The following is a 20,320-nucleotide window of genomic DNA, read 5'->3' on the forward strand; positions in this document are numbered from 1 at the left end:
CTTTGGTCTGTTATATAGGCAATCGAAAATAAAACACAATCATGAGATTTGAGAAATCATTATTTAAATTAGAAAGAATATTTCATATGCCTCTTTTAGTGGGGGAATTAATCGAAGGTAAGTTTCGGAAAAATAAATTGTAAGAGGAAGAATATTTCAAGATGGAATGTTCTTCCTTTTCGTTTTTAGAATAGGTTATTTGTTGAAAGATTTCTTTTGTTTTTATATTAAAAAGCATGTTTTTTTTATATTGTTATAATGATACATTATTCTCTTTATTAGTATATTTGAAATAGAAAAATGACTTTAAAAAACTAGTCTTATATGGATATTAACAACATTTTGTCATCCTTGGAAGCTAAGCATCCCGGAGAAGTAGAATACATTCAAGCAGTAAGAGAAGTATTAATCTCAATAAAAGATGTTTATGAACAACATCCCCAATTTGAGAAAGCCCAGATCATAGAGAGGCTTGTAGAGCCCGACCGTGTTCTTGTGTTTAAAGTGCCTTGGGTTGATGATAAAGGTACTATCCATGTAAATATTGGTTATAGGGTTCAATTCAATAATGCAATAGGTCCATATAAAGGAGGTTTGAGATTTCACCCTTCTGTAAATCTATCGATTATGAAGTTTTTAGGTTTCGAGCAAACCTTTAAGAATGCTCTCACTACTTTACCAATGGGTGGAGCTAAAGGAGGTTCGGACTTCAACTGTAAAGGTAAATCTGATGGAGAGGTGATGCGTTTTTGCCAATCTTTTATGTTAGAGTTATGGCGTAACATAGGACCCGATACCGATGTGCCAGCCGGAGATATAGGTGTTGGTGCCCGCGAAATAGGATATTTATATGGTATGTATAAAAAACTGGCTCGTGAAAATACAGGTGCTTTCACAGGAAAAGGAATTGAGTACGGAGGTTCTCTTATTCGTCCCGAAGCTACAGGATTTGGAGGTCTTTATTTTGTAAAAGAGATGCTTGCAGGCAAAGGAATCAGCCTTGTCGGTAAAACTGTTGCTATATCCGGATTTGGTAATGTAGCTTGGGGGGCAGCTCTTAAAGCGACGGAATTAGGTGCCAAGGTAGTTACGATCTCGGGTCCCGATGGTTATATTCATGACCCCGAGGGTCTTTCTCCTAAAAAGATAGACTATATGCTTGAATTGCGGTATACAGGTGAGGATATTGTAGCACCTTATGCAAAGGCTTTTCCCGAAGCGAAGTTTTATGAAGGAAAACGCCCTTGGGAACAAAAAGTGGATATAGCTCTTACTTGTGCTATTCAGAATGAATTGGGTGAAGAGGATGCAAAACTGCTTTTAGCTAATGGAGTGCAGTGTGTAGCCGAAATTTCGAATATGGGCTGTACCGAAGAAGCAATAAAGTTGTTTATTGATAATAAAATTCTTTTTGCACCGGGTAAGGCAGTTAATGCGGGTGGAGTAGCAACATCAGGTTTAGAAATGACTCAGAATGCTATGCATTATCAATGGACTGCGGAGGAAGTAGATCAAAAACTGCATCAAATAATGTATAGCATCCACGAACAGTGTGTAAAACATGGAACCGAGAGCGATGGATATATTAATTATGTGAAAGGTGCAAATATTGCCGGATTTATGAAAGTTGCGAGAGCAACTATTAGTCAGGGAATAGTATAATGAAAAACGAGTAATTTATAGTAATTTATAATTAAAAGCCTTTGCTCATATATTTGAGCAAAGGCTTTTTTATTGAGCTTGAATTTTATATATAATTTGTTCCAATTTCTTAGGGGTAAGTATTTCTTGAGTATGGAATTTTCCATCTATAAATACGCTATATGTTGTAACAGGGCAAAAATGGGATTGCGCTTCCTCCCGTGACTTTATTTGGTGTGTGCGAACAGAAATATCAGATGATAATATTACAGGCTTTAGAAGCTCTATATAAGGAATTGTAAAAGGGCATTGTGCAGTGTAGAATATATCGATGCCTTTTATCTCCTCAGGAAAGCCTTTTTTCGCAGAATCAGTGAAGGTGGGTAATTCTGCATCATTCTCAAAGCGTTTAGCAACAAGTTCAAAATAGGGTGGGGCTGAGTCAACTAATTCATAACCAGATTTTAGATAGAATGATTTATCAGACAAAAACGGTTTCTTTTTATTTGTTGTTAAAACAATAATTCCTTTCATTCCGAGGCTTTTTGCTTCATCTTCGCATTCTTTCAATAATTCAGAGCCGTAACCATTACCTTTGAAGCTACCCGATACCCAATGACAGTTTATAAGCATATATCCTTTTGCTTTGATTGGTAACCATCCCTTTTCAACGGGGATATATTCAATAAATACCTTACCTCGGGCATTCAATTTCTTAAATTTCAGTCCTTCAGGGATTCTGTCTTTGAGCCATTCTTTCTTGGCGGCTATTCCGATAGCACTTGTTTTACTGTCTATGGCACAGCAAATATGCTCTTTTATTAGATTATTGAGATCAATCGTTATTATATCCATATTTAAATTCCGTTGATAATGAGGTAAATGTACTAATTATTCTACGAATTTTTGAATAATAATAAGCCGTTTTCTGATAATAATGGCGATGCTTTTTGATTGTAATTTTCATCTCTATTTTTGCCATTTTACTGTAAATTTAATATTGCCCATTTCATCGATATTTAGATTGTAGATATAATATTCTATATGTCTATATTATTTCTAGTAATTAGATCGTTAACTGTTAAATTATTTATTTCTTAAAAATGAATCATTATGAGACTTTTAGATTGTTAAATAATGCCGATGAAATCAACTGATTTGGATGAATATGGTTGCTTTGTATCCTTCTAATAATAGCTTTTTTCAGAAACAAAGATATTTCATATATTTAGAGACTTATTTGAGTCTTTAAAATGAAGAAAATAAATTTATATAGGTATTTTTCGCTTGTTTAAATTAGAAAATTGCTGTTTCGATGGAAAGGGACTATTTAGTTTTTGTGTTTTGTTTGTTTTTCGATAGTGAATAAGTGTTATATTTCTGTTTTGTAGTATGTTAAAATGAATCTTGCTATTTGGATTATTTTTGATTGTTGGTATATAATAAGCCTTTTATATTCCTAACTATACGCTTTTAGCGGTATTTGGTGCATTTCTATTCAAGTATTCCTGTTTTCGTTCCGTTTGACTAATTTATGCTTAATATTTATATATATTAGTTATACTAATATATATAAATATAATATTATGTGATATAGTGATATATTATACAGGTTTTAATGCGTTTCACCTTATTTATTATGAGGTGATTATGTGTGTTGTTGTTCTGTGAATGTTGTTGATGGATGATATTTGTTGTATTCTAATCCATATAAGAAAGAGCTAGGGGATATAAAAGAGGGAAGTGGTTTTGTAAAACATAAAATGAACTATAACTAGTCTGGGCTTGTTTATCATAGGTAAATAGGTAGTCGTTGTCGGCTCCACATCAAAAAATATAACTTATGTCAGAGACTAGAGATGATTCTGTTGAACAACAAAGGTTGCAGGAATTGAAAAAATTAAAGAGAGAAAATAGACGTCGTAGAGGAATGCTGCTTATCGCTGCATTGCAAATCAGTTCATTAATAGCTTTCTATTATTTGGGACGCTCATCTCAAAGAAAAGATTGAGTTTCGGCTACTATTAGTCTACTATTTTTCGAATATAAGAACTATCGTTTATTCAATCTAGAAGAAAGGAAATAAAAAACAGCACTTCTCTGGAAAACAGAGAAGTGCTGTTTGTAATATATATAGTTCTTTTAATTTCGGAACTCTAATTCACCATCTTTTATATCTACAGTGATAGGGTTTGACTTATCTACTGACTGAGCCAATAATCGCTTAGACAGAGTGTCAAGTACCTGACGTTGTATTACACGTTTCACAGGACGGGCTCCGAACTCAGGATCGTATCCTTTGTGAGCAATCCATGATATAGCTTCGTCCGAAAATTCAAGTCTAACACCGTTGCCTTTAAGGAGTTTTACAAGACCTTCCAATTGAATCTTGACTACCTTTTCGATATCTTTTTCAGTTAAAGGCTCAAACATGATTATCTCGTCAATACGATTCAAAAACTCTGGACGAATATTGGCTTTCAACATACTTAAGACTTCTTTCTTAGTAGTCTCTACAACTTCATCGTGATTTTCGGGAGTGATTGTTGCAAAGTTTTCTCTGATTAATCCCGATCCCATATTTGAGGTCATGATGATAATTGTATTCTTGAAATTAACTACACGTCCTTTATTGTCAGTCAAACGTCCGTCATCCAATACTTGTAGTAAGATGTTAAATACATCTGGATGTGCTTTTTCGATCTCATCGAACAGTACTACCGAGTATGGTTTACGGCGAATAGCCTCAGTCAATTGTCCGCCTTCGTCATATCCGACATATCCGGGAGGCGCTCCAATCAGACGAGTTGCGCTGAATTTTTCTTGATACTCGCTCATGTCGATACGGGTCATCATATTTTCATCGTCGAATAGAAACTCAGCTAATGCCTTTGCTAACTCGGTTTTACCGACTCCAGTTGTACCCAAAAAGATAAATGATCCTATGGGGCGTTTAGGGTCTTGTAAGCCTGCACGACTACGACGAATAGCATTCGAGATCCCTATAATAGCTTCATCTTGACCAACTACTCGTTCGTGAAGCTCGTCTTCCAGATGTAGCAATTTCTCGCGTTCGCTTTGTAGCATCTTGTTGACAGGTATGCCAGTCCAGCGAGATACTACATCGGCTATGTCAAAAGCATCTACTTCTTCTTTTACCATTGCAGTGCTTCCTTGCATACCGTGTAGTTGAGACTGTAATTTGTCTATTTCGTTTTCGAGTTCCTTTATTTTACCATATCGTAATTCAGCTACCTTTCCGTAATCTCCTTCGCGTTCGGCTTTGTCTGCTTGAAACTTAGCGTCTTCAATCTCTATCTTGTTGTGCTGAATCTTATTAATGACATCCTTTTCGGATTGCCATTTGGCTCTTAAATCTTTTTCCTCTTCTTTCAGAAGGCTGATTTCTTTGCTAAGTTGAGCTTCTTTATCTTTGTCGTTTTCGCGTTTGATAGCTTCACGTTCAATTTCTAATTGTTTGATACGGCGGCTTTTTTCGTCTAATTCTTCAGGTACAGAGTCAACCTCCATACGTAGTTTAGCAGCAGCTTCGTCCATCAAGTCGATAGCTTTGTCTGGTAAAAAACGATCGGTTATATAACGGCTCGACAGCTGAACTGCCGAAATAATAGCCTCGTCTTTGATACGTACCTGATGATGGTTTTCGTACTTCTCTTTCAATCCCCTAAGGATAGAGATAGTATCTAATTCGCTTGGTTCGTCTACCATTACAATTTGGAAACGACGTTCGAGTGCTTTATCTTTTTCGAAATATTTTTGATATTCGTCTAAAGTTGTTGCACCGATAGAGCGTAATTCGCCACGAGCTAAAGCCGGTTTTAAAATATTGGCAGCATCCATTGCTCCTTCACCTTTACCTGCTCCTACAAGAGTGTGTATTTCGTCGATGAAAAGGATGATTTCGCCTTCGGCTTTGGTTACTTCGTTTACAACAGATTTAAGACGTTCTTCAAATTCTCCTTTATATTTAGCGCCTGCTATTAAAGCACCCATATCTAGTGAATAGATTTGTTTACTTTTTAAGTTTTCGGGCACATCGCCACGGATAATCCGATAGGCTAATCCTTCGGCTATGGCTGTTTTACCTGTACCAGGTTCGCCTATAAGGATAGGATTGTTTTTAGTACGGCGGCTTAATATCTGCAATACGCGACGGATTTCTTCGTCACGACCAATCACAGGATCGAGTTTGCCATCTCTGGCTCTTTGAGTTAAGTTGATTGCAAATTTTTCGAGTGACTGATAAGTGTCTTCTGCCGATTGGCTATCTACCTTGCTGCCTTTTCTTAATTCTATAATAGCTTGCTGCAATCCGTTTTCAGTAATGCCTGCATCTTTCATTATCTGAGAAGCGGTGCTCTTTTCTGCAAGTATTCCTAATAGAATATGTTCTATTGATACATACTGATCGTCCATTTTTTTTGCTAAATCAGATGCTTTTTGTAGTGCCGCATTACTCTCTCTGCTCAAATAGGGTTCGCCTCCCATCACCTTTGGATAGGATTCTATTTGTCTTTCGAGAAGAATAGTTAGGTTCTGAGGATTTACTCCTTGTTTTTGAAAGAGAAAATTCACAATATTATCGCCTGTTAAAATAGCAGATAATAGTATGTGGCTAGTTTCTACTGCTTGTTGATTTCTCTCTCTTACGATCTCAATTGCTTTTTGTAAAGTTTCTTGAGATTTAATAGTAAAGTTATTGAAATTCATATATTATATCTCCTTTCTTTATTTCGTTTGTATTCTATTTTAGTAGCTATTCTGCAAATAATTTGCCATTGCTTGTTTTGTGTCAAAATGTCAGTAGTAGCGATTCTAAAATGAAAAAGCATAACCTTATAAGGCTATGCTTCAACTATATTTTGCATTGTTACTGTCTTATTGTTGTAATGCTTTGTCAATAGCTTCTTTAGCCAAAGGTTCCATAATGTGGTATCCTTTTATTTTTGGATGAACCCCATCGTCTCCGTATTTTACATCCAAACCATTGTCTTTGTCTTTAAGTGCCGAGTGATAATCGATATACGGAATGCTGTTTGCATCAGCATAATTTATTATTATGGCATTGAGATCTATAACTTTATTAGCTACATCTGGAATATCAGGACTCCATCTGTATTGCTTAGTTGGTAAAAGTAATCCCAGAACAACTTTTATGTTATTAGCTTGTGCCAATTGAATCATCGAAATTATGTTTCCCAAAGTAATTTCAGGATTATATGTATCTGCACCTTCGGCAATATCATTTGTGCCTGCATTTATAACAACCAGACGGGGTTTTAGTTTAATAACATCTTCTCTCATTCTGAGCAGAATTTGTGAACTTGTTTGTCCGCTTATACCTCGCCCGATATAATTATTGTTGATGAAAAAATCGCGGTCTAAGCCCACCCAGTTTTCGGTAATAGAATTTCCTATAAAAACTGCGTCTATTTGCTTCGTAGATTCCATGAGTTCTTTGTTATTAGCTTGATAACGATTTGTATTTGCCCAATTTTTGTTTTGTGCGGTAGCTGTTATTGTTGTGAAAAATAAGGTAGAATAGAAAAGTGCCTTTTGTAGTATCGATCTCATCTTTAATTCATTTTTTATCGCTGATAAAGGTAGAAAAATATGATTACAAGATTTCGACTAATGAGAAGAAAAAAGCAGGATCAGATCTTTTTTAGATTCTATTTACTCTTGAAGTTTTTAAGATTAGTATAGATATTGTAAAATTGATCTTCAAAATATTAAAGTTTATCTGAAATAGGAGGGTTATCTCCAGATAATATCTATAATGTCATACCTTTGAGTCTAAATTGTATATTTATTTTGATATGATTCAGCCCCAACAACATATAAAGTATCTGATAGTAGAAGATGAACGATTGGCATACGAGGAGCTAAAGCGAATGGTAAGCAAATTGAGACCCGAATACATTTTCTCGGAACGAGCGGAGACTGTTGAACAAACAATCTCTTTTCTTCGAAATCATAAGGTAGATCTTATTTTATTGGATATACGGTTGGCGGATGGAGACTGCTTCGAAATATTTAATCATGTTTCGGTTTCTACCCCTGTTATTTTTACTACTGCTTATGATGAGCATGCGGTGCAAGCTTTTAAATTGAATAGTATTGATTATTTATTGAAACCCATTGAAGAAAACGATTTGAGAGATGCTTTGATAAAATATGAGCAATTCTATCAGTCGAAACAAACTTCTTTTGATTATAAACAGTTGGGAGAAGTAATAACTCAAAAGGTAAAGAGCCGTTTTCTTATTCAAAGGGGAGATTCTTATTTTTATATTGAAGCAAAGGATATTGCGTTTTTTTATAGTGAAGATAAGGCTGTCTTTCTACATTCGTTTGATAACAAACGCTATATTATAGATTATACTTTGGATGAATTGGAGAAACTTCTCGAAAAATCGATTTTCTTTCGGGCTTCACGTAATTGCATCACCAATATAAAGGCAATACGCGATATATCTAAGTATTTTAATAGCCGTCTCAAACTTTCCTTTCAGCCCGAATGTCCTCATGAAGTTCTGGTTAGTAGAATACGGGTTGCTGACTTTTTGAAGTGGATTGATGGAATTGTATAATAAAAAGAAATGGGTTATGGGAAACAGTAAAAAAGGCAATATTATAATTTTTATAATCATTATTGCTTCTTTTGAATTCTTGTTTGAGTGGATATATTATGTCATGACCGGACTGGATGACGAGAGTTTTTATAAGGGACTTATTTCTGACCTACCTTTTGTGTTAATTATGGCATTTGTAAGCCTATTGATTGTTCATACATCAAATAAGTATTTCAAATACAAAGACAATATATACATACGTGTTAGTTTTGAGTTATTTGTGTCTCTTATTTTTGCTTGTACATATTCTTTTCTGCTTAATTATGTGTTTGGAAATTTGTTTTTTGAAGAGGCAGTTTATCCCGAGCTTCCATCTCTTATTATATTGGTATTGGGCAATTCCTTCATAATTCTTGTGCTTGAGTTGTTTTTTTATAATCAACGTCAATTAGAATCTCAAAAACACATTGCTGTCATAGAGAAGGAAAAAATAGAGTATTTGTACTCTACTTTAAAAACTCAGGTACATCCGCATTTTTTATTCAATAGTCTGAATGTTTTATCCTCGTTGATATTCGAAGATCCTCAAAGAGCAAATATATATACTAAGAAGTTATCGAACGTGTATCGATACTTTTTGTCTACCAATACTCAGAAAAGCGTATTGGTGAAGGATGAAATATCTTTTGTTGAATCTTATCTTTATTTGTTGTTGATAAGATTTGAAGATGCTTTGGAAATAAATATAACGGGAAACCGAGAGATACAAAAACAGGTAATACCTGTGAGTATTCAGTTATTGATTGAAAATGCAATAAAGCACAATGTTGTATCTGTCGATAGACCTCTTCTTGTAGAGGTAAACATAACTTCAGAATGTATAGAAGTAACAAATAACATGCAACCGCGTCTTAATGTAGAAGAGAGTGGGCATGGATTGAGCAATCTGCAAAAACAGTATACATTATATGGTAAAGAAATAGAGGTTTCGAAGACTACAAGCCAGTTTGTTGTGAAAATTCCATATCTATAAAATAACATAGAAATTTCGCAGCTTGTCCTGTAAATAATGTAGTTCGTCGATAATCTCTTTAAAGTTAGGTTTATTTGTTATTCTTTTGTAGAAGAAATAGAAAGGTAACTTCTTAATCTGGATTTTATTTAAAAGTAAAAGCATACCAATTTTTCAGAGGTATCCCAGTTGTTACGTTATGGTTATATATTATTTCTTGCGAGAGCAATAAGGTGACACATTGATTATATCAATTATATTTATAAACAAAATGCGAGAGTTTAACGTAATTTAGCTATTAAAAGTTAGTCTTTTAATATCTTTGCGGCTCCGAAAGAATTTCTGACGATAGAATGACATCTAATTTTAATTACTATATGAGCAAGTTTTTTAGGCTAAGTTTTGGGTTTATCCTATTATTTTTATTGCCAATCTCGGCAATCGCACAAAACTATACTGTACAAGGCAAGATTGTAGACGAAAAGACAAAAGAGGCTCTTGCAGGAGTGCCTGTCGGAGTACTTGAAAAATCTGCAACGGGCGTTTTTACTAACAATAATGGTGAGTACAAGATCACTCTACCCAAGGGAAACTATTCTTTGATTGTTAGATACGTAGGTTATGAAGATAAAAAAGTGAAGATTTCTTTAACCAAAGATATTGTAGAGAATATATCTCTTGAATCGTCCTCTATCGATTTGAACGAAGTGGTAGTTTCATCGCGAAGAGTAGATGAGAATGTTGCAGGCGTACAAACCGGTGTTGAGAAAATGAGTATTCAGGAAATAAATCAATTACCTGTATTATTTGGTGAGCGTGATGTTGTAAAAGCTATACAATTGATGCCAGGTGTTAAATCGGCAGGAGAAGGCGGAACGGGTTTTTATGTTCGTGGAGGTAGTTCTGACCAGAATCTAGTGTTGCTTGACAATGTAGGTGTATATAATGCCTCTCACTTGATGGGTTTCTTCTCGGCGTTTAACTCAGATATGGTAAGAGATGTTACCTTATATAAAGGTGCTTTACCTGCACAATATGGCGAGCGTTTATCTTCGATTCTGGATGTTCAAATGCGTGATGGTGATAATCAAGACTATCATATGAGTGGAGGCTTAGGTCTTATTTCTTCTAAATTGAATGTGGAAGGTCCTATCAAAAAAGGAAAATCGAGCTTTGTAATAGGAGCTAGACGTACTTATGCTGATGTGATAGCTCGTGCATTGGGGTCGGAAGATATCAAGAATACAACCTTGTATTTTTATGACTTAAATATGAAGTTGAATTTTCAGCTTTCCGATAAAGACCGTTTGACATTTACAGGTTACTCGGGTAAAGATAAATTGGGAATATCTGATGTGGTTGATACAGACTGGGGTAATACGGTTGGGACTGTAAAGTGGACTCGTATAATGAATCACAAATGGAATTCTTCGACTGCTTTAATTTACAACAGATATGCATACAATGTAGCTGTGGATATGAATCAGGATTTGCGTATATCGTCTCTAATAAATGATTATGCATTGAAACAAGAGTTTTCTTTTCAACAGAGTCAAAAATCTACTTGGAAATTCGGACTTCATACAACCTATCATGATATGGCTCCCGGAAAATTCGATGTGTCGGAAGATAAAGGCGTTTCTAAACATTTGAAAAATAGATATACATGGGAAAATGGTATTTATGCATCAAACACACTTAAAGCTACTGATCGTCTCGAAATAATGTACGGACTTAGATTATCTGCATTTTCGGTTTTAGGTGCAGGCGATTTTTATAACTTAGATGATAATCATGAAGTTATTGATACTGTATCTTATAAAACGGGTGAGTTTGTGAAAACATACTTAAACTTAGAGCCTCGTGTATCTACTGCTTATAGGTTGAATGATGAGTCGTCGATAAAAGCAGCATATGCACGTACTACTCAAAGTATGCACTTGCTGTCTAACCCAACCTTTGCTTCACCTTTCGATCGTTGGGTATCAACATCTAACAATATAAAACCTCAGATTGCCGATCAGTTTACATTGGGATATTTCCGTAACTTTGCAAACAATCTTTTTGAATTTAGTGCAGAAGTGTACTATAAGGATATGAGAAATCAAATTGATTTTAAAGATAATGCAGATACATTTACGAATGATGATGTAGAGACAGAGCTTTTATTCGGAAAGGGTAGGGCTTATGGTATTGAGCTTATGTTTAAGAAACGTGTTGGACGATTGAGCGGATGGATTGGTTATACTTTATCAAAATCTGAGAAACAAATAGATGGTATCAACAATAATAAATGGTACGATGCTGTTCAAGACAGAACGCATGATATTTCGTTGGTGGCAGTGTATAATCTGAATGAGAAATGGACACTTTCGGGTGCTTGGATTTATTATACAGGAAATGCGGTTACTTATCCAAGTGGAAAATATCAGGTAGATGGTAAAGAGGTTGTATATTATACTGAAAGAAATGGTTACAGAGCTCCCGATTATCACCGTTTAGATTTAGGTGCTACTTGTGTATTGAAAAAAACAAAGAAATTCTACTCAGAACTAGCATTTAGTCTATACAATGCATATGGTCGCGAAAATGCTTACATGATTGAGTTTAGAACCAATGATGACGATCCTTCGAAATCTACGGCATATCAGTACTCCCTGTTCCGTTTTGTACCATCTGTTTCATGGAATTTCAAATTCTAAATTCCATACCTTCTTATAAATTTGATAAGTATATAATCATACTATTTTATAAATAAAAGTTCAAATAAAATATGAATATCAATAAATATATAACAATAATTGCAGCAGCAGTATCACTTTTTATGTTCACTTCTTGTGAGAAAGAAATAGAGGTTGATCTTCATTCTGCTGAACCAAAGCTGGTAATAGAAGGTCTTATTACACCCAATACATTGCCTACTGTTAGACTTACTATGTCGAAAGAGTTTAACTCCGATAATACATTCGATCCAGTTTTAGGAGCTATTGTTTCTGTATCGGACGATAAGGGTAATTCTGAAATTTTAGAGATTGATACTGATGGTATTTATAGAGCATCGTATATGTTGGGCGTTCCCGGACGTACTTACAATCTGAAAGTGAATGTTGAAGGACAAGAATATACTGCATCATCTACAATGTCTCCACATACTGTGAAGATCGATTCCACTACGTTGTATTATATTCCGTTGTTTAAATATCCATTTCCTATGATTCACTTTCAAGATCCTAAAGGATCGAAGAATTATTACAGAGAGCTGTTGTATATAAATGGCAAACGTAAGAAACTGGATGAGGATGCAACAGATACAGACGATCGTGAGGGTTTCTATATGAGCCGTATTATCCCTGCTTATAAAGAAAATGGCAGTGATGAAGATGCTATAAAGAAAGGCGATACTATTACCGTAGAGCATCAGTTGTTAGATAAAGGTGCATTTACTTTCTTTGAAACTTTGGGTAGAATAAGCTCTTCTCAAACTAATCCTACAAGTAATATTAAAGGTGGAGCTTTAGGATATTTTAGTGCATATACTTACGATCGTCAAACAATAATTGCCGATTGGACTGAATAAGGTTAATATCTCATTTTATACAAACAACCCCTTCAATTTTTTATTGCAAGGGGTTGCTTTTTTGATCAAAGTGTTATAACTTTGCACCCCAGATAAGGTTTTTCGCGCTGTATCCCAACATTAGGGAAGAGAATCGGGGATATATGCAAACCTTTTGTAAATTTTTGTTTTTACATGCCCTAATAGTTTAATGTAAAATTTAAATTATTTGAGTAATGAAGAAAAGTAGAATTTACTTAGGTCTTTTAGTTCTAGGTACAGCTTTTTGGGGAATCTCGTTCCCACTTGTTAAGGAAGGCATCTCTATCGTCCATCCATTTTCATTTTTAATGTATCGTTTCCTGCTTGCAGCACTGGTGTTGTCAATCTTGTTTTTTAAGCAATTGAAACAGATAAATTGGCAAACAATCAAATATGGTGTATGGGTAGGCATACCTCTGCTTTTGGCTATTTTATTACAAACAATTGGTTTGCAATATACATCGTCGGCCAATGCTTCTTTTATTTCGGGTATGGACGTATTGTTGATACCTATTCTTAAGTTTTGTGTATTTCGCAAATCTATTAAGCCCAAAACATGGCTTGCCTGTACGATGGCTTTAGCCGGTTTGTATGTAATTGCAATGGCTTCTGCCGGTAGTGGCTTCAATAGAGGCGATATGTATGCTGTAGGTGGTGCAATAGCCTTTGCGGCTTATGTGTTGATGGTTGGAAAATACAATAACAAGGTAGAAACTATATTGTTGGTTATTGTGCAATTATATACTTGTACAATAGTATATGCGGTGTTGGCTTTTGCTACTGTCGATTTTAGTCACATGGCTTTGCCTATGGATTGGAATGTATGGAAGGCAGTTCTGTTTACCGGAATTTTTGCAACAGCTTATATGTATGGGATACAAAATGTTTCTCAAAAATATATAGAAGAAGAAAAAGTAGCACTTACTTATCTATGCGAACCCGTTTTTGCAACATTAGCGGCTTATGTATTGATTAGCGAACCTATTACAATACGTACCATTATAGGAGGAGGTCTTATATTGCTATCAATGTTTATTTCAGAATATAGATTTAAATATATTCCGTTTTTAAGGACTGCCGATAAGGTACATTAATGACAAAAGGAGATGAGGCTAAGGTTATTTTCATTACAGAAATCAATGTTTTCCTTGAATCCCTTGATGCTGTTATAGATAAAGGCTTTAGTTTCATCTTTTTCTGTCTGAGCACGCCACAGCATATCTATTTGTGTATTGGTTAATATTACTTTTTGCAATTCGTTAGATAGTAAAAGTATTTCGTTCGGAGAGATTGCTCCGGCTAAAGGAAAGGTCGCAACATCGGGTAATCCTAAATCTGGAAAATTGTTGAGCAAAACTTCAGCGACAGTTGTTTCGATACCAAAATCGGACTTGAGATAACTATCTATCATTTCAGTCTCATTATCTAGCTCTATATCTTGGTTGTATGGTAATTGTGGTCCCAAAAAAGCGAAAATAGAAATGAGAGCATACCAGTAGGCATGTGCAGAATGTTTCTTATAAGGTTCCCCATGTATTATCTGTCTAAGAGCTTCTTTGGTTGATACCTGATTCTCTAGATCTTGACTTGCATAATTTTTAAACACTTCATTATCTTGAATCTTATCGAATAATAATGAATCGTGTGAATCAAAAACTTTTCTAACCTGTTCAATATCGGCGGCGAACGAAAATATACAGTATCCCATAATATAATTAAAGTTTGGCGTTAAAAAAGTATTCGATTTTTTGCTAAGGGATGCAATATATGAAATATATTATTGACAATGATTTAAAAAAATGCTATTTTTGAACATATTTATAAAGCATGTTTTATTGTTTTTTTTCTCATTTTCGGCTATTCTAAATGTCATAATGAAAGTTTGTTTTACCTTTGTAATGCGACAATAAATATATTTGAAATTAAATGAAAGTACTTAATGGATTACTTTAGAATTATCAAAAGTTTCTGGTTGTATACTTTCTTATAAATCAATGAGTCTGGTACCTTAATTAATTAACGAAACGATGAAGCAATATATAGATTTAGTACAGCGTGTTTTGACCGAAGGGGTTCGAAAAGAAGATAGAACCGGTACAGGTACTATCAGCGTATTTGGGCATCAAAGCCGTTATAATATGGCAGATGGTTTTCCGATGCTTACTACTAAAAAATTACATTTAAAATCTATCGTTTACGAACTACTGTGGTTTTTAGCGGGTGATACTAATGCTAAATATTTGCAGGATAATGGTGTACGTATCTGGAACGAATGGGCTGATGAGAATGGCGATCTTGGACATATCTATGGATTTCAATGGCGTTCGTGGCCAGATTATAGCGGAGGACATATCGATCAGATTACCGAGGTTGTAAACACAATCAAGAATAATCCCGATTCGCGTCGTATAATAGTAAGTGCTTGGAATGTAGCTGATATTCCTAACATGAATTTACCGCCTTGTCATGCATTCTTTCAGTTCTATGTAGCAGATGGTAAACTAAGTTTGCAATTGTATCAGCGTAGTGCTGATATTTTCTTGGGAGTACCTTTCAATATTGCATCTTATGCTTTGTTGCTCAAAATGATGGCTCAGGTTACTGGACTTGAAGCGGGAGATTTTGTGCATACTTTAGGAGATGCTCATATCTATACAAATCACATCGATCAGTTGAAAATGCAAATGGAACGCGAATTGCGTACTTTACCTCAAATGATTATCAACCCCGATGTAAAAAGTATATTCGATTTTAAATTCGAAGACTTCAAATTAGAAGGATACGATCCGCATCCACATATTAAAGGTGAGGTTGCTATATAATAGTATTAAGAGACAAATTTGAGGTGATCGGATTTGTCTCTTAATAAATTTGTAGTATATTTGCCATTGTGTAATAACTGTTTACGTTCGGAATGACTAATTATTTAACAAACATATCGGTGATTAATAATCTAAAATTTAACTATTTAGGTTTGCCTATGTGCGTCGAAATATTAGAGAGAGAGAGAGAGAGAGAGAGAGAGAGAGAGAGAGAGACTAGTAGGTAACACCCATTCCCATTCACAAAACATTTGTTTTCTTATTTTAGGCAGATTTTTCTGTCTTTCGCTGTTTTTGGCTCCCAATACGAGCAAATTTCCTAAAATACAATATTTCCCCAATAAATACAACAAGCATAGATTAGCTGGTCTGGGTTGTAGTGCAAGCATTTTGTTTTTTTTGTTGTCGTTCAAAAGCTTCACTGCAAAACATCTTTACCTATGGCATAGCTATGTACAGCAGTGGTGTGTAGTGATTACATGCTACTGCTTTTCTTATTCTTATACTGAAAATTTACTAACTAATTTATCACATACAACAATGAAAAGAATAATTCTATTACTTATCGTAATCGGTTTTTTCAGCCCCATCTATTCACAAGTAGGTATTAATACCAAAGCGCCACATGCAAGTGCAGCTCTTGATATCGTGAGTCCTGCCAACAATCAAGGAGTATTATTGCCTCGTATGGGTACTACAGCTAAAGAAGCCATCACCAATCCGGCAGCGGGATTGATAGTTTATGATACTGACAAGCAATGTCTGTCGCAAAATGTAGGAACAGAAGTCAGTCCTATCTGGATTTGCTTGGCTCAAAATCAGACAAGGTTCTTTTATATGCCTTCGGTAGCCATCAGTGCAAAAACTTTAGGGGTTGTGGCTACTCCATTGGATTTATACAATGAATATAAAAAGCAATTTGCAACGCCTATGGTAAAGAATACCAGTGCACCTGCCAATATACCTTATTTCCCTGTGGCTACCGATTTACACTATTATATCACTTATTACGATGCGAATGTTCTTAAAATAAATAATATAAGTAATGACGGGAAGGTTACTTACGAAATTATTAAAGTGGCCGACTATAACTCGTTTCTCAATGTTGTATTCGTCGTAAAATAAGTGCATTAAATATACTACAATGAAAAAGATAATATTCATACTATTACTAGTGTTTACTCAGCAAGCTTACTGCCAAAAAGAGGCTTACCATTGGTATTTTGGAACTAACACAGGGCTTGATTTTTCGAATACTCATACAGAATCAACCTCATTAGGAAATGTTTTAGGAGTACCAAGTACTGTGCAGGGTCCAGTAAGTACTTTCGAAGGTTGTTTTTCGATATCGGACAAGGATGGTAATTTTTTGTTTGCGTCTGATGGTATTACGGTATATAATAAAAACTTGGTTACTATGCAGAATGGTACAGGACTTTTGGGGCATCCATCCTCCACCAATTCGGGTATTGTAATTCCTGTGCCCGATAACCCTGCTTTATACTATATTATTACGGCTCCTGACCGAAATAATACAGCTCCGGGTCTTTGTTATTCAACAGTAAATATGTCTGCAGATGGAGGGTTGGGAGCAGTAGTATTAAAAAACGTATCTCTTACCTTCGGAAGTTCGGGGTACCCAATCACTCATGCTTACGAAAACCTAACGGCAATAGGACATGCCAATGGAAAAGATTATTGGGTAGTAAGTCGTGTGAGAAGTAAAATATTTGCGTGGCTGATAACTTCTGCCGGAATTAATGTTACTCCCGTGATTTCAGAAATTGGTATGGATTTGGGGATTCCAACAATTGCTCCTAGCAGTATTGGTGTAGGTACTACAAAGATATCACCTGATGGAAAACGTATTATTCATGCGGATTACAGATTTGATTCAAATCATTATCTGACAATAGGGAACTTTGACACTTCTACAGGTAAGGCTTCCAGTTTTCAGTTTGTTTCTACTTATCTTGAGAACCTATACAGTCTCGAATTTTCGCCTACAGGAAACTATCTTTATTTCACTGCAATTGAGAGAGGAAATAGAGGGCTTTATATCAAACCTATTAATAATATATCAGCTCCATTTACAAGAATTTTGCCGAATGCAAATATAGATAATGTGCAGCTTGGTCCAGATAATAGGATATATGCTATTGGAAATCAACAGTCTTCTTTATGGATTATTTTGGACCCGGATAATGGAGGTACTCAAATAGCCGAAGTTCCGAATAAATTTATCTCTCCTCGTTTGCCTCGCTTAGGATTGCCTCCGTTTATTACTTCTTTCTTTAATATCAAACCGATAAAAGGAAAAGAAATAGTCTGTGTTGGCAACAGTGCGGAATATTCGGTCGAGATTCCTTCTATTGGTAGTGGTACTCAGCAAATAGCGTATTTGGAATGGAACTTTGGTGATGGTACTCCCGTCGTAAAAGATTACAATATGAGTAGTTCCATCACGACTTATAAACAAAGCCATACTTATAATACTCAAGGAGTGTACACAATCAGAGTAACTCCTTATTTGGTTAATGGACTAGTCGAAAGCAGTAAAATAAATACTATCACAAATACTGTAGCCGAATGTAAAGTGGTTACCAATAGAATGATCCGATCCGATCTTCTTCCAAACTAAAATAGAATAATGATGAATAAAATAATATTACTTACACTAACTCTTTTGATTTCTAATCTCGCGTATTGCCAGATAGGGGTTGATACTGAAAATCCTCATAATAGTGCTATTTTAGAAGTTAGTAGTACCAATAGAGGAGTACTTTTGCCACGACTAACAACTCTAGATAAGGAAGCCATACCAGCACCATCAAATGGGCTTTTAGTATATGATACCGATAAACAATGTGTATCTCAAAACATAGGAACGGAAACCGATCCTCAATGGATGTGTTTGACCCAGAATGCAACACGTTTTTTTTATATGCCATCCATTAATATTCCAACTCCCAATTTGGGTGTAGTTGCAACGCCTTTAGATTTGTATGCTGAATATAAAAAGCAGTTTGATACTCCTCTCGGAAAGAACCCTACTGCCCCAAGTGTGATTCCACACTATGCTAATGCTAATCAGTTGCATTACTATATAACTTACTATGATACCAGTGTCTTGAAAATAAACAATATTACGGACGATGGAAAGATGACTTATTCGATCGTAAAAAAAGCAGATTATGATACGTATATGAATGTGGTTTTTGTAGTGAAATAACAGAAAATATTTTGTTATTCAGCTAGATTTATTTTATGAAAAAGGGACAGCTTATTTGTAAATAGACTACCTTTGATTATCGAAATCATATAGAGTATTGTTATTATGGAATTAGAAGATTGTCAAAGCGAGAAATTTGCTACTCGTATTATAGGTGCTAAGTTTAAAAAGGAAGACGCACATGGAGCTATAAGTATGCCTATCTATCGGAATGCCGCATTTGAATATCCTTCGTCGGAAGCTATTGCTAATGCTTTTCAGAATAAAACTGATAGCCACACTTATTCTCGAATATCTAACCCTACAGTCGAAAATCTGGAGTTGAGAATGAAAATTGCTTCGGGAGCCGAAAGTGTAATGGCTGTAAGTTCGGGCATGGCTTCAATATCCAATACATTTATGGCGCTGGCTTATGCAGGTAGTAATATTGTAACCTCGCCTCACTTATTTGGCAATACCTTTTCTTTATTTCAATTTACTCTAGCTGAATTTGGTGTAGAAGTTCGCTTCGTAAATACTGATAATCTGTCAGAAATAGAAGCAGCTATTGACGAAAACACATGTGCTTTCTTTTGCGAATTGATTACTAATCCTCACATGGAAATAGCTGATCTGCCTAAAATAGCGGCTGTAACTAAAGCCAAAGGTGTTCCTTTGATTGTAGATACTACTATTGTACCTTGGTGTGGATTTTCGGCAAAGAAACAAGGTGTAGATATAGAAGTTGTTTCTACTACCAAATATGTATCAGGAGGTGCAACCAGTGTGGGAGGTGCTATTCTTGATTATGGAACATTCGATTGGTCGAAAAATAAGAAGTTGGCAAAAGTAGTATCTAACAATACCTCTATGTCGGCTTTTATGTATAAAATAAAGCGTGAGATTGCCCGTAATATAGGAGCTTGTATGGACTCTGAAACAGCTTCTTTGCAGGCTTTAGGAATGGAGTCTCTCGAACTTCGTTTCGAGCGTATGTCTCAATCGGCTTATAATTTAGCGTTGTATCTTTCTGAAAACAGTAAAGTGAAAAGGGTAGGATATACCAAATTGGAAAGCTCTCCATATAAGAAAATTTCGGATCGATTATTTCCCTCTAATCCCGGAGCAATGTTGACGTTTAACTTGGCAACGAAAGAGGATTGTTATCGCTTTATGGACAGATTAAAAGTAATCCGCAGAGCTACCAATTTATTTGATAATAAAACTTTGATAATACATCCAGAATCAACAATTTATGGAACATTCACTCCTGAAATGAAGCAAGTGATGGGCATTGAAGATAATCTGTTGCGTTTGTCTGTTGGTATTGAAGATGTAGAAGATTTGAAAAAAGATATTCTACAAGCATTAGCTTTTTGAAGTGTATTAATTTGCACTTTTAATTATAAAATAAAAGCCCGATCATATTTAAATATGATC

16 protein-coding genes are annotated in these 20,320 nt (G+C 35.1%); 12 read left to right on the top strand and 4 right to left on the bottom strand.

The genetic code is table 11. The features are described from left to right. The first annotated feature begins 324 nt into the window (after positions 1 to 324). Positions 325 to 1,662, top strand: a complete 1,338-nt coding sequence (gdhA, locus tag HGC4_RS10350) for an NADP-specific glutamate dehydrogenase (RefSeq protein WP_050710058.1) — start codon at positions 325 to 327, stop codon at positions 1,660 to 1,662. A gap of 69 nt (positions 1,663 to 1,731) precedes the next feature. On the opposite strand, the gene HGC4_RS10355 is transcribed toward gdhA, so the two are convergent. Further along, on the bottom strand, positions 1,732 to 2,496 hold the full coding sequence (locus HGC4_RS10355; protein ID WP_050710059.1) for a GNAT family N-acetyltransferase: 765 nt from the start codon (positions 2,494 to 2,496) through the stop codon (positions 1,732 to 1,734). Positions 2,497 to 3,484: 988 nt separating this feature from the next. Here HGC4_RS10355 and HGC4_RS18855 point away from each other — a divergent pair. Then, positions 3,485 to 3,652, top strand: a complete 168-nt coding sequence (locus HGC4_RS18855) for a hypothetical protein (RefSeq protein WP_185099966.1) — start codon at positions 3,485 to 3,487, stop codon at positions 3,650 to 3,652. Between the two features lie 131 nt (positions 3,653 to 3,783). On the opposite strand, the gene clpB is transcribed toward HGC4_RS18855, so the two are convergent. Both clpB and HGC4_RS10365 read right to left on the bottom strand, forming a co-directional pair. Next, positions 3,784 to 6,372, bottom strand: coding sequence for an ATP-dependent chaperone ClpB (gene clpB, locus HGC4_RS10360; RefSeq protein WP_050710060.1), 2,589 nt, complete (start codon positions 6,370 to 6,372; stop codon positions 3,784 to 3,786). A 168-nt stretch (positions 6,373 to 6,540) separates the two neighbouring features. Next, the gene (locus HGC4_RS10365; protein WP_050710061.1) at positions 6,541 to 7,236 is read right to left on the bottom strand and encodes a GDSL-type esterase/lipase family protein; all 696 of its coding nucleotides are present in this window, start codon (positions 7,234 to 7,236) and stop codon (positions 6,541 to 6,543) included. Between the two features lie 245 nt (positions 7,237 to 7,481). On the opposite strand from HGC4_RS10365, the gene HGC4_RS10370 reads away from it, so the two are divergent. The 5 genes from HGC4_RS10370 (at position 7,482) to HGC4_RS10390 (ending at position 13,941) form a co-directional block, all read left to right on the top strand. After that, positions 7,482 to 8,255, top strand: a complete 774-nt coding sequence (locus HGC4_RS10370; protein ID WP_050710062.1) for a LytR/AlgR family response regulator transcription factor — start codon at positions 7,482 to 7,484, stop codon at positions 8,253 to 8,255. A 16-nt stretch (positions 8,256 to 8,271) separates the two neighbouring features. Further along, positions 8,272 to 9,270, top strand: coding sequence for a sensor histidine kinase (locus HGC4_RS10375; RefSeq protein WP_157258236.1), 999 nt, complete (start codon positions 8,272 to 8,274; stop codon positions 9,268 to 9,270). Positions 9,271 to 9,626: 356 nt separating this feature from the next. After that, positions 9,627 to 11,951, top strand: a complete 2,325-nt coding sequence (locus HGC4_RS10380; RefSeq protein ID WP_050710075.1) for a TonB-dependent receptor — start codon at positions 9,627 to 9,629, stop codon at positions 11,949 to 11,951. Between the two features lie 71 nt (positions 11,952 to 12,022). After that, positions 12,023 to 12,826: a DUF4249 domain-containing protein gene (locus HGC4_RS10385; protein ID WP_050710064.1), complete on the top strand. Its 804-nt coding sequence runs from the start codon at positions 12,023 to 12,025 to the stop codon at positions 12,824 to 12,826. Between the two features lie 215 nt (positions 12,827 to 13,041). Next, positions 13,042 to 13,941, top strand: coding sequence for a DMT family transporter (locus tag HGC4_RS10390; RefSeq protein WP_050710065.1), 900 nt, complete (start codon positions 13,042 to 13,044; stop codon positions 13,939 to 13,941). Here the strand turns inward: HGC4_RS10390 and HGC4_RS10395 are convergent. Beyond that, a complete protein-coding gene (locus HGC4_RS10395; RefSeq protein ID WP_050710066.1) occupies positions 13,938 to 14,555 on the bottom strand; it encodes a DUF7691 family protein in 618 nt (205 codons plus the stop codon). The genes HGC4_RS10390 and HGC4_RS10395 overlap by 4 nt on opposite strands. Before the next feature lie 319 nt (positions 14,556 to 14,874). Between HGC4_RS10395 and HGC4_RS10400 the strand changes: the two genes are divergently transcribed. The 5 genes from HGC4_RS10400 (at position 14,875) to HGC4_RS10420 (ending at position 20,260) form a co-directional block, all read left to right on the top strand. Then, positions 14,875 to 15,669 carry a thymidylate synthase gene (locus HGC4_RS10400; protein ID WP_050710067.1) on the top strand — a complete coding sequence of 265 codons (795 nt, stop codon included), beginning with the start codon at positions 14,875 to 14,877 and terminating at the stop codon, positions 15,667 to 15,669. Between the two features lie 540 nt (positions 15,670 to 16,209). Beyond that, a complete protein-coding gene (locus tag HGC4_RS10405; protein WP_050710068.1) occupies positions 16,210 to 16,794 on the top strand; it encodes a hypothetical protein in 585 nt (194 codons plus the stop codon). 19 nt (positions 16,795 to 16,813) lie between these two features. Beyond that, positions 16,814 to 18,310, top strand: a complete 1,497-nt coding sequence (locus HGC4_RS10410) for a PKD domain-containing protein (protein ID WP_050710069.1) — start codon at positions 16,814 to 16,816, stop codon at positions 18,308 to 18,310. A gap of 12 nt (positions 18,311 to 18,322) precedes the next feature. After that, a complete protein-coding gene (locus HGC4_RS10415; protein ID WP_050710070.1) occupies positions 18,323 to 18,901 on the top strand; it encodes a hypothetical protein in 579 nt (192 codons plus the stop codon). 105 nt (positions 18,902 to 19,006) lie between these two features. Beyond that, positions 19,007 to 20,260 (top strand): PLP-dependent transferase, encoded by a 1,254-nt coding sequence (locus tag HGC4_RS10420; RefSeq protein WP_050710071.1) that lies wholly within the window; start codon positions 19,007 to 19,009, stop codon positions 20,258 to 20,260. Positions 20,261 to 20,320 lie beyond the last annotated feature (60 nt).

The organism is Dysgonomonas sp. HGC4, assembly GCF_001261715.1.
Lineage (GTDB): Bacteria > Bacteroidota > Bacteroidia > Bacteroidales > Dysgonomonadaceae > Dysgonomonas_A.

Coding starts and splice junctions, on each gene's coding strand:
- gdhA (WP_050710058.1), top strand. CDS start 325: ATGGATATTAACAACATTTTGTCATCCTTGGAAGCTAAGCATCCCGGA.
- HGC4_RS10355 (WP_050710059.1), bottom strand. CDS start 2,496: ATGGATATAATAACGATTGATCTCAATAATCTAATAAAAGAGCATATT.
- HGC4_RS18855 (WP_185099966.1), top strand. CDS start 3,485: ATGTCAGAGACTAGAGATGATTCTGTTGAACAACAAAGGTTGCAGGAA.
- clpB (WP_050710060.1), bottom strand. CDS start 6,372: ATGAATTTCAATAACTTTACTATTAAATCTCAAGAAACTTTACAAAAA.
- HGC4_RS10365 (WP_050710061.1), bottom strand. CDS start 7,236: ATGAGATCGATACTACAAAAGGCACTTTTCTATTCTACCTTATTTTTC.
- HGC4_RS10370 (WP_050710062.1), top strand. CDS start 7,482: ATGATTCAGCCCCAACAACATATAAAGTATCTGATAGTAGAAGATGAA.
- HGC4_RS10375 (WP_157258236.1), top strand. CDS start 8,272: ATGGGAAACAGTAAAAAAGGCAATATTATAATTTTTATAATCATTATT.
- HGC4_RS10380 (WP_050710075.1), top strand. CDS start 9,627: ATGAGCAAGTTTTTTAGGCTAAGTTTTGGGTTTATCCTATTATTTTTA.
- HGC4_RS10385 (WP_050710064.1), top strand. CDS start 12,023: ATGAATATCAATAAATATATAACAATAATTGCAGCAGCAGTATCACTT.
- HGC4_RS10390 (WP_050710065.1), top strand. CDS start 13,042: ATGAAGAAAAGTAGAATTTACTTAGGTCTTTTAGTTCTAGGTACAGCT.
- HGC4_RS10395 (WP_050710066.1), bottom strand. CDS start 14,555: ATGGGATACTGTATATTTTCGTTCGCCGCCGATATTGAACAGGTTAGA.
- HGC4_RS10400 (WP_050710067.1), top strand. CDS start 14,875: ATGAAGCAATATATAGATTTAGTACAGCGTGTTTTGACCGAAGGGGTT.
- HGC4_RS10405 (WP_050710068.1), top strand. CDS start 16,210: ATGAAAAGAATAATTCTATTACTTATCGTAATCGGTTTTTTCAGCCCC.
- HGC4_RS10410 (WP_050710069.1), top strand. CDS start 16,814: ATGAAAAAGATAATATTCATACTATTACTAGTGTTTACTCAGCAAGCT.
- HGC4_RS10415 (WP_050710070.1), top strand. CDS start 18,323: ATGAATAAAATAATATTACTTACACTAACTCTTTTGATTTCTAATCTC.
- HGC4_RS10420 (WP_050710071.1), top strand. CDS start 19,007: ATGGAATTAGAAGATTGTCAAAGCGAGAAATTTGCTACTCGTATTATA.